The sequence below is a fragment of the Bradyrhizobium manausense genome (assembly GCF_018130615.1).
Classification (GTDB): Bacteria; Pseudomonadota; Alphaproteobacteria; order Rhizobiales; family Xanthobacteraceae; genus Bradyrhizobium; species Bradyrhizobium manausense_A.
The window spans coordinates 22967-28966 of the sequence record NZ_JAFCKB010000036.1; the positions used below are offsets into that span (position 1 = coordinate 22967).

5 protein-coding genes and 1 pseudogene are annotated in these 6000 nt (G+C 62.8%); all 6 read left to right on the top strand.

Annotated features, from left to right (window positions below; genetic code table 11):
• The first annotated feature begins 100 nt into the window (after positions 1-100).
• The gene (locus JQ587_RS36335) at positions 101-1864 is read left to right on the top strand and encodes a relaxase/mobilization nuclease domain-containing protein (protein ID WP_212428565.1); all 1764 of its coding nucleotides are present in this window, start codon (positions 101-103) and stop codon (positions 1862-1864) included.
• A gap of 35 nt (positions 1865-1899) precedes the next feature.
• Positions 1900-3885 carry a conjugal transfer protein TraG gene (locus JQ587_RS36340; RefSeq protein WP_212428566.1) on the top strand — a complete coding sequence of 662 codons (1986 nt, stop codon included), beginning with the start codon at positions 1900-1902 and terminating at the stop codon, positions 3883-3885.
• 6 nt (positions 3886-3891) lie between these two features.
• Positions 3892-4317 (top strand): ribbon-helix-helix domain-containing protein, encoded by a 426-nt coding sequence (locus tag JQ587_RS36345; RefSeq protein ID WP_212428567.1) that lies wholly within the window; start codon positions 3892-3894, stop codon positions 4315-4317.
• Between the two features lie 298 nt (positions 4318-4615).
• The gene (gene trbB, locus JQ587_RS36350) at positions 4616-5530 is read left to right on the top strand and encodes a P-type conjugative transfer ATPase TrbB (protein ID WP_212428571.1); all 915 of its coding nucleotides are present in this window, start codon (positions 4616-4618) and stop codon (positions 5528-5530) included.
• A gap of 1 nt (position 5531) precedes the next feature.
• Positions 5532-5855 carry a TrbC/VirB2 family type IV secretion system protein gene (locus tag JQ587_RS36355; RefSeq protein ID WP_212428568.1) on the top strand — a complete coding sequence of 108 codons (324 nt, stop codon included), beginning with the start codon at positions 5532-5534 and terminating at the stop codon, positions 5853-5855.
• Positions 5855-6000: pseudogene (locus tag JQ587_RS36360) on the top strand (VirB3 family type IV secretion system protein); the annotation flags it as partial. The gene JQ587_RS36355 and the pseudogene JQ587_RS36360, both read left to right, overlap by 1 nt.

The window sequence follows — 6000 nt, forward strand, 5'->3', positions numbered from 1 at the left end:
GCCGGTCGGTCGGGGCGCGTGCCGCACCTAGCAGTTTGCACAATGCAATCAAGGACATTTTCGGCACCATGGGCGCCTTTACCCTTTGCGAGGCCCGGCCATGACGGTTGGCGACAGCGATCTGCGTATTCGACCCGGCCGTATTCGCAGCACCCGCGCGCCGAAGCAGAAGAGCTTCATCAATCAGGTCATACGCGCCGCGACGAAAGCTGGGTATACCCCGGGTCAGGCTGCGGGTGGCAAGCGCTCTGCGGCCTATGGGCGCTCGACGTTTGGCCGCGGCAGGCTTGCGTTTAGCCGGAGCCGATTGTTCAGCCCGACGCGACGGGTTGTGATGAAGGCGCGCGTGGTCCGTCACAAAGGGCGGGCATTCCGCTCGGCGCCGCTGACTGCCCATCTTTCGTATTTGAAGCGCGACGGCGTCACCCGGAACGGTGAGCGCGCCGAGATGTTTGACGCTGGCAGCGACCGCGCGGATGGCGCGGCCTTCGCGGAACGGTGCCGGGACGACCGGCATCACTTTCGGTTCATCATCTCGCCCGAGGATGCCGGCGAGATGACCGACCTCAGGGCTTTCACCCGCGACCTCGCCAAGCAGATGGAAACCGACCTTGGCACGCGGCTCGATTGGGTAGCTGTTGATCACTGGAATACGGACAACCCTCACGTCCATCTTCTCGTTCGTGGTGTCGATGACGAAGGCGCTGATCTCGTGATCTCCCGCGACTACATCAGCCGGGGCCTGCGCTCACGCGCCGAGGAATTGGTCGCGATCGAACTGGGTCCCAAACCAGAGCACGAGATCCACATTTCGCTGGAGAGGGAAGTCACGGCAGAGCGATGGACGCGGCTCGATCGCGAGATCCGGCTGGCAGCCGACGAAACCGGCCATATCGATCTTCGCCCCGATAGTCCCAATAGTTCGGATCCCGAGATCCGGCGCCTGATGGTTGGCCGCCTCCAGCACCTGGAGAAGATGGGCCTCGCAGCATCAGCTGCATCCGGGGAGTGGATGGTCGGGCTCGAGGCTGAGCGTAATCTGCGTGACCTCGGCATGCGCGGCGATATCATCAAGACCATGCACCGTGCCTTCGCCGAGCGTGGCGAGGCGCGCGGAGTCGCCGACTACGTCATCGAAGGTGGACCGCCGACGTCCCAGATCGTCGGGCGCTTGGTTGATCGAGGACTGCATGACGAACTGACCGGCGAGGCCTATGTCGTGATCGACGGAACCGACGGACGCGGGCACCACGTCCGCTTCCGCGGGATCGAGGCCTTCGAACATGCTCCGCCGGTGGGTGGAATTGTCGAAGTCCGACGCTTCGGTCAAAGCGGCGATCCTCAACCAACCGTAGTGCTCGCGACCCGTTCAGATCTGGATCTTGGTGAGCAAGTCACCGCAAAAGGCGCGACCTGGCTCGACCATCGGCTGGTCGAACGTGATCCGATGCCGCTCGCTATGGGCGGGTTCGGCCGCGAGACCCGCGACGCTATGGAGGCACGCGCCGAGCATCTAGTTCAGGAAGGTCTGGCGCTGCGACAGGGCCAGCGCGTCATTATGCAGCGCGACCTCCTGAACACGTTGCGCCGACGAGAACTGGACGAGGTGGGAGCAAAGGTCTCGGCCGATACCGGTCTGCCTCACGTGAAGGCGACTTCTGGAGAGCATGTGGCAGGCACGTATCGCCAGCGTCTGACGCTGGCGTCGGGGCGTTTCGCCATGATCGACAATGGGCTCGGCTTCCAGCTCGTGCCGTGGTCGCGCGAGCTCGAGAAGAAGTTCGGCCAACACGTCACCGGCGTCGCGAAGGACGGCGGAGGCATTGAGTGGGGATTTGGTCGTAAGCGTGACTTGGGCCTCTAGCTATCTCGCCAGATCAGTTGCGGAAAGGCGTTCGGATGTCAGGAACCAAGATCCTCTGGGGACAAGTAATCGTTGTCGGCTTGATTGTTCTGACGGCCATCTGGGGAGCAACCGAATGGACAGCCTGGCGGCTCGCCTACCAGCCGGAGCTTGGACGCCCCTGGTTCGAGCTGTGGGGTTGGAAGATCTACTATCCGCCGATCTTCTTCTGGTGGTGGTTCGTCTACGATGCCTATGCACCTCAAGTCTTTGTCGAAGGCGCCTTCATCGCGGCGTCGGGGACCGTCGTTTCGATCGCGGCGGCGATCGGCATGTCGGTCTGGCGGGCCCGCGAGGCCAAGAATGTTGAGACCTATGGCTCGGCGCGCTGGGCCGGTCTGGAAGAGGTGAGAGCGGCCGGTCTTCTCGGTCCAGATGGCGTGGTGCTGGGCAAGCTCTACGATGATTACGTTCGCCATGATGGACCGGAACACGTGTTGTGTTTTGCGCCCACCCGGTCCGGCAAAGGTATCGGTCTCGTCGTTCCGTCGCTGCTGACTTGGCCCGGCTCGACCATCGTTCACGATATCAAGGGCGAGAACTGGCAACTGACTGCCGGCTTCCGCTCGCGGCATGGCCGCGTCCTGTTATTCGACCCGACCAACATCAATTCCTCAGCCTACAATCCGCTGCTCGAGGTCCGGCGCGGGGAGTGGGAGGTTCGCGACGTCCAGAACGTCGCCGACGTCCTGGTTGACCCCGAAGGCTCACTGGACAAGCGGAACCACTGGGAGAAGACCAGTCATTCGCTCCTGGTCGGCGCCATCCTCCACGTCCTCTATGCCGAGGCAGACAAGACCCTGGCCGGCGTGGCCGCCTTTCTGTCCGACCCGAAGCGGCCGATCGAGGCAACGCTGAAGGCCATGATGACGACGCCGCATCTTGGTGAACAGGGCGCCCACCCTGTGGTCGCTTCGACCGCGAGAGAGCTTCTCAACAAATCCGACAACGAACGTTCCGGGGTCCTGTCGACCGCAATGTCGTTCCTTGGTCTCTACCGTGATCCCGTCGTGGCCCAAGTGACCCGCCGCTGCGATTGGCGAATTGCCGACCTGATCTCCGATCCCAGGCCAGCGTCGCTTTACCTCGTGGTGCCGCCTTCCGACATCTCACGGACCAAGCCGCTGATCCGCCTGGTGCTGAACCAGATCGGCCGCCGCCTGACCGAAGACCTGCACGCCAGTGATCGCCGTCACCGTGTCTTGATGATGCTCGACGAGTTCCCGGCGCTGGGGCGGCTTGATTTCTTCGAGTCCGCGCTCGCCTTCATGGCGGGGTACGGCATCAAGAGTTTCCTGATCGCTCAGTCGCTCAATCAGATCGAAAAGGCCTATGGGCCTAACAACGCGATCCTCGATAACTGCCATGTCCGGGTCAGCTTCGCGACCAACGATGAGCGGACCGCTAAGCGGGTCTCTGACGCGCTGGGCACGGCGACCGAGATGCGGGCGATGAAGAACTATGCCGGACATAGGTTGAACCCCTGGCTGGGACACCTGATGGTCTCTCGCCAGGAGACAGCTAGGCCTCTGCTGACCCCAGGCGAAGTCATGCAGCTTCCGCCGACAGACGAGATCGTCATGCTGGCGGGCACGGCGCCGATCCGGGCGAAGAAAGTCCGCTACTACGAGGATCGGCGGTTTACCGAGCGCGTTCTGCCCCCGCCCGATCCCGAGGCGTCCGGCCGATCATCGCGAACGGACGGATGGTCAACACTTGGAGCGCTGAAGCCAGCGTTGCTTCCAACCAACAGAGGACAAGCAGACGAAGACACCGCGAATAGCGGGCTCCGTCGTGAGCCCGAACTTCCCGACCACGTTGCGATCGCCAAGGAAACGACCGAACCAACGCCGGCAGAGGAATTTGCCGCCGTTCTTGACGACGACGAGGACGCGGTCCGCCAGTCCCGGCTCATACGCCAGCAGATGCGCGGTGTCGCGCGTCAAGTCGCCATGGATCCCAATGACGGTATGGAGCTCTGAGGCAATATGCGCGACCGGATGAACGTCTATTTTCCGCCAGAGTTGCTGAAACAGATCTCGGAGCTCGCCGATCGCAAGAAGCTATCCCGGTCTGCGATCGTGGAAGCGGCTGTCGCTTCGTTTTTGTCACCGGACGGGGCGGACAGGCGGGAGGCAGCGTTCGCCCGGCGCCTCGATCGGCTGTCGCGTCAGATGCAGAGGCTGGAGCGAGACGTGGGTTTGACGGCCGAAAGCTTGGCGCTCTTCATACGGTTCTGGCTGACGATCACGCCGCCGCTACCCAACGACGCGCAGGCGGCCGCTCAGGCAAAGGGTCGGGAGCGGTTTGAAGGATTTGTTGAGGCACTCGGGCGCCGCCTCCAAAAGGGGCAAAGCTTTCTCCGCGAGATTCCGGAAGATATCCGCCGTCAGGAATCGGCCGACGAATCCTGACCGAGCGTCCTGGATGCGCTCGTATGAGAATTCGGTGGTCCTCATACCCGCGGATGATGATGCTGACTGGTGAGCAGTAACTCGCATTACGATTGAGTAGGCCTGAGAGATCAGTTCTTTGTCCTTCTTTTTCTACGCTAACCTACGACCACTGAAAGGCATTGTTGCACCAAGCCCGCTGGTGCCTTTCTTAATCATCCCCATCTGCTGAGGGCTGTCTGGGGACGCTCTCATTTGGTGGGGGCGAACGGTGGCAATCCATTCCATTCAATCGGAAGCGAGTTCGCGCGGTGCGCGAATGCTGCGCAGCGCGCTTGGCTCGGCAATTGCCGGCTACCTCGAAGACGATGCGATCATCGAGGTGATGCTCAACCCGGATGGGCGGCTGTGGATCGACCGGTTGTCGAATGGTCTGATCGACACAGGCGAAACTCTGTCGGCTGCGGATGGCGAGCGCATCGTTCGCCTGGTTGCGCATCATGTGGGCGCCGAGGTGCACGCCGGCGCGCCACGGGTTTCGGCCGAACTGCCCGGGACAGGCGAGCGCTTCGAAGGTCTCTTGCCCCCGGTCGTTGCAGCACCGGCCTTTGCTATCCGCAAGCCCGCCGTGGCCGTGTTTACGCTCGACGACTACGTCGCCAGGCGCATCATGACCTCGGAGGAGGCCAAGACCCTGCAGAACGCGGTCGCCGCCCGGAAGAACATCCTTGTCGCTGGCGGGACATCGACGGGCAAGACCACTTTGACGAACGCACTTCTGGCCGAGGTGGCGAAGACCTCCGATCGCGTCGTGCTGATCGAAGATACGCGCGAGCTTCAGTGCAGGGCGCCCAATCTCGTTGCGCTGCGGACCAAGGACGGTGTGGCGACGCTGTCGGATCTTGTCCGCTCGTCCCTCCGACTGCGTCCTGACCGCATCCCGATCGGCGAGGTCCGAGGTGCCGAAGCACTCGACCTCCTCAAGGCCTGGGGCACCGGCCATCCCGGCGGCATCGGTACCATCCATGCTGGGACTGCGCTCGGCGCGCTGCGGCGGCTAGAGCAACTCATCCAGGAAGCCGTCATCACGGTTCCGCGAGCCCTGATCGCCGAGACCATCGACCTCGTCGCCGTGCTGGTGGGACGCGGCACTGACCGCCGCCTCGCTGAGCTCGCCGCCGTCTCAGGGCTGGGTGCCACCGGCGACTACAGCCTTTCAACAGCAGGAGACTGACATGCGTCAGCAATTTCACTTTCTTCCCGGTACATCGTTGGCCGTGTTCGGCATCGTTGTTTTGGGAGCGGCGCCGGCATGGGCGGCTGGCTCGAACATGCCGTGGGAGCAGCCGCTCAATCAGATCTTGCAGTCGGTTGAAGGACCGGTCGCCAAGATCATCGCCGTCATCATCATCATCGTGACCGGGCTCACGCTCGCATTCGGGGATTCCTCCGGCGGTTTCCGCAGGCTGATCCAGATCGTGTTCGGTCTGTCGATCGCGTTTGCGGCCTCAAGCTTCTTCCTGTCGTTCTTCTCGTTCGGCGGCGGCGTGGTGATCTGATGGATGAACCTGTCACAGGCTTTGTCGTGCCCGTTCATCGCGCGCTCACCGAGCCCATCCTGATGGGTGGCGCGCCGCGATCGGTTGCGATCGTCAACGGCACGCTTGCGGCAGCCCTGGGTCTGGGGCTGCGGCTCTGGATCGC

Bases quoted from the DNA above. Each gene is read 5' to 3' on its own strand.
- JQ587_RS36335 (WP_212428565.1), top strand. From the start codon at position 101: ATGACGGTTGGCGACAGCGATCTGCGTATTCGACCCGGCCGTATTCGC.
- JQ587_RS36340 (WP_212428566.1), top strand. From the start codon at position 1,900: ATGTCAGGAACCAAGATCCTCTGGGGACAAGTAATCGTTGTCGGCTTG.
- JQ587_RS36345 (WP_212428567.1), top strand. From the start codon at position 3,892: ATGCGCGACCGGATGAACGTCTATTTTCCGCCAGAGTTGCTGAAACAG.
- trbB (WP_212428571.1), top strand. From the start codon at position 4,616: ATGCTGCGCAGCGCGCTTGGCTCGGCAATTGCCGGCTACCTCGAAGAC.
- JQ587_RS36355 (WP_212428568.1), top strand. From the start codon at position 5,532: ATGCGTCAGCAATTTCACTTTCTTCCCGGTACATCGTTGGCCGTGTTC.